This is a genomic window from Amycolatopsis rhizosphaerae (assembly GCF_007713715.1).
Lineage (GTDB): Bacteria > Actinomycetota > Actinomycetes > Mycobacteriales > Pseudonocardiaceae > Amycolatopsis_E > Amycolatopsis_E rhizosphaerae.
In genome coordinates this window covers 1-3,364 of record NZ_VJWX01000658.1, presented here as the reverse complement: position 1 = coordinate 3,364, position 3,364 = coordinate 1, and the positions used below count along the sequence as shown (strand labels likewise).

Annotated in this window: 3 protein-coding genes; 2 read left to right on the top strand and 1 reads right to left on the bottom strand. The window is 61.8% G+C overall.

Going from position 1 to position 3,364, the window contains the following annotated elements; all coding sequences use genetic code 11:
- A partial coding sequence (locus FNH05_RS35045; protein WP_144593141.1) for an NUDIX domain-containing protein occupies positions 1–412 on the top strand: 412 nt, incomplete at its 5' end.
- On the opposite strand, the gene FNH05_RS35040 is transcribed toward FNH05_RS35045, so the two are convergent.
- The gene (locus FNH05_RS35040; RefSeq protein ID WP_246128132.1) at positions 390–947 is read right to left on the bottom strand and encodes an HD domain-containing protein; all 558 of its coding nucleotides are present in this window, start codon (positions 945–947) and stop codon (positions 390–392) included. The genes FNH05_RS35045 and FNH05_RS35040 overlap by 23 nt on opposite strands.
- 328 nt (positions 948–1,275) lie before the next feature.
- Here FNH05_RS35040 and FNH05_RS35035 point away from each other — a divergent pair, with 328 nt between their 5' ends.
- The gene (locus tag FNH05_RS35035) at positions 1,276–2,346 is read left to right on the top strand and encodes a hypothetical protein (RefSeq protein ID WP_144593140.1); all 1,071 of its coding nucleotides are present in this window, start codon (positions 1,276–1,278) and stop codon (positions 2,344–2,346) included.
- The last annotated feature ends 1,018 nt before the right edge of the window (positions 2,347–3,364 follow it).

Below are 3,364 nucleotides of genomic sequence, written 5' to 3'. Positions count from 1 at the left end.
CATCGTCACCAACGCAGACGGGCACATCCTCGTCCACCGCCGCACCGACAACGACCTCTGGGCACTACCCGGAGGCGGCATGGACTTCGGCGAATCCATCGCCGACACCGTCACCCGCGAGGTCTACGAAGAAACCGGCCTGCACGTCCAACCCCGCCACGTCATCGCCGTCTACTCCGACCCGAAACACGTCTTCGCCTACAGCGACGGCGAAGTACGCCAAGAGTTCTCCGTCTGCATCGCCTGCGACCTCGTCGGCGGCACCCTGCGCATCAGCGACGAATCCCGAGAACTCAAATTCGCCGCCCCGGACGAGGTGCTCAACCTGACCATGCACCCGCGGATCAGAGCCCGCGTCGTCGACTACCTCAACGGCGTCATCGGCGGACTCAACCCCGGCGCGACCGGCTAGCCTTCAACGCCGCGCCCGTCCGCTCGACCGCGCCCAGCAGCTCTGGCCACGCCTGGCGGATGAACCGCGGCACCACGTGCTCCGGGCCGTAACGCTCGCTGATCTCCGCCGCCCGCTGCTCGATCGTCGTCGGCCCACCGTCCGGTGTCGTGGTCAGGTCAGCCCACCACAGCGCGTCACGCACCGGCGACTTCTCATCCTCGAACTCCGCCAGTTTCGCCGACACCCCACGCAACCCCGCCTCCACCACCGCACACGAGTGATGCGCGACGAGATGCACCAGCCGTTCAGGAGCACCGACGCTACGCAGGAACCGGGCGCCGTCGATCGCGTGGAAGCCGGTGTCCACCAGCTCCGGCGCATAGCCGACGTCATGGAGGACACCAGCCGCTACCAGTAACTCCCCATCAGCCCCGAACAAGGCCGCCGCCTCACCCGCCCGGCGCCCCACACCCTGCACATGCGCCCAGCGACGAGGCAGGGGAGCAGAGAGCTTGCTGCCCGCTACGTCTGTCGCCCACTGCACAAGATCCACCCGGCCACTGTATTGAGCCACCGGCATAGACGCCACGCACAACGTTCCGAAGCCCAGCACAAGGCCGCTGATCCGGTGATCTCCCTGCCGAATCTCAGACACGAGCGTGCGACTGGTGCCGGTTCCCCACAGCGGTTCGAACAGGCCGGACGACCCCGCCGCGAAGAAAGAAGAACATGCCCTCGTCAGGCAGGCGGGCTCCAGTACGGCTAGGGCTGAGCAGACACCGGCGTTGGCAGGGTGGTCGCCAAGCATCTGTGTCATAACAACCGAGTGCAGACACGTGCCAGGAAACGTTGTTCTGCGTTCAACCTGTACGATTGCATGAATGTGGGATCCGGAAAACCTCGCAAAGATTGTTACGACGGTAGTTGTACCTATCCTTACGCTAATCGGATTCGGTAGTCGCCGAAGAAGGTTGCGGAATGAAATTAAAGACAATCTTGAACTCGTTAGAGAGATTGAAAAACATCAAATTCTTCAGGAGCACACTCTTGCCTCTGGTTGGCTTCAGGGGAGAATAGCGCTAGATGTTGCGCGACTGTCTGGAGTAAAACTCGGCACTCCAAAAGCTCCGATTCCGAAGGGGTCCGTGGTCTTTGCGGGAGTACTAGCGCTCGGATTTGCCATCTGGACATATTGGCTCGACCGGAACGGATTCGTCTGGTATTCGATTTTCCCGGGCCTGGTATCCATTCTGATGCTCATTAGCATTGTGGGTAACCTTACGAATCGACAGTTGCCGCCCAATGAAGTTGAGCACCTGCCTCCAGGGGCAGTGCTTGCACCTACTGACACTGCGGGTGAACGCATAGCTACCACGGTAGCTATGGCTGCCTCTGGCAGCCTTGACGACCGCGCTGCGCCGGGGGGCCAGGTGGACACCGTCTTTAAGTTTGTGCGAATGCTCCAATCTGGACACTATCAACTTGCCATTTCGCTAGCAGAGGAAAACTGGATTCTATGTCGAGTGCATGCGTGGCTATGGAACAATCGTAGCCATTTTGGCAACGATGTCGAAGTGCTTGAAAAGTTGGCTCAAGTCATGCTTGGCGAACGTCATAATAACTCAATATGGAACGATTTTGTTGCCACGGAATCCGCGCAGTTTGTCACCGCGTGGAAAGATATCAAAATCGATGATTATGGATTCGCTGGGCGTCGCCGCCGTATTGCACGTGATATCGATTTAGTCATCCTGGTGCCGATGGGAAATAGCGGTGCGTATTTTGTGATGAGTGCGACTGCGCTACCGAACGCGATGAGCTTCCTCGTGAGGCGAACGGATGATGGTTGGAAGATTGTAAATCATATTGGCTATGCGCCGCCTACGCCAGGGTGGCCACCTATCTGGTGGTACACCAATGATCCGGTCATTGAGGCGTTGCCAGACGAGTGACACGTCCGCCCGGGCATACCAGATTCGTGCAACATGACGCCTGCGAAGCAGGCAAACAACGCTGATCAAAGAGTGCTCCGGCGGCGGGGCAAGGGGCGGGTCGTCGTGCCGTAGGTCGGCCAAGCAGCCGGAGGTAATCGCAAACCTCACGCCCTAAAGCGGGTATCACGGGTTCGGCGTCATTCCTTGCCGAATTTGGCTCTATGGGATCAAGGGCGGCGCGCGAGCGCGCCGCCGCCGTTGGGCCGCTCGGCCTGCCGCTCCGCTCCGGCCGGCGGCCCCGGCGAGCCGATCTCGCACCCACTCAGACCCGTCGAGTCAGCCGCAAGTCCTGCAGCTCCTGCCCTGCTGTCACGGCTGCGAATCCCGCCAGCCACTCCGGCCCGCTCATCCCATCCGCCAGATGGCACAGTCACGACATGACTGACCGAGCGATTTGGATGCGAACGCTGGCTGAGGTGCAACTCCGAGCTGGCGATGCCGCGGCGCTGCGGTGCCCCAACTGCAGCCAGGATCGACTTCGTGTGCGTTACATTGGCGACCCAGCAAGTCGGATCTGCTACGTGCTTTTCTGGTGCGAGGCGTGCCTCCACGGGATCTCGGTCTCCCGAGCGCGAGCACCGGAGGGTGCCCCGTTTTGGCCCTTCGAGGATCCGGACGCAACAGTGGGCGTCCCGGAGTTCCACCATCAGTATGACTAGGCAGAGGTTCGTGCACCGGCGCTGGCAGACGTCGGGACGGTAGCCGCGCCTGTAGCCGACGCCCGCCGGACACCTGCCTCCGGCGGCCAGGGCGCTGCCCTGGACCCGGCACCGCTTCGGAGATCAGAGGTAAAGCACGTCCGGTGATCTCCTCACGGCGCGCCCGAGGGCAGCCAGACCGGGTGGTGCCGGTCAAGGGCGCTTCGCGGCCTCCGGCAAACCCTTGACCGGCACCACCCGGCCCGGCAGGGATGAACCCGCGCCGCGAGGAGATCACCTCAGCCCCAGGCCACTAGCAACATCCCAACAACATGCCC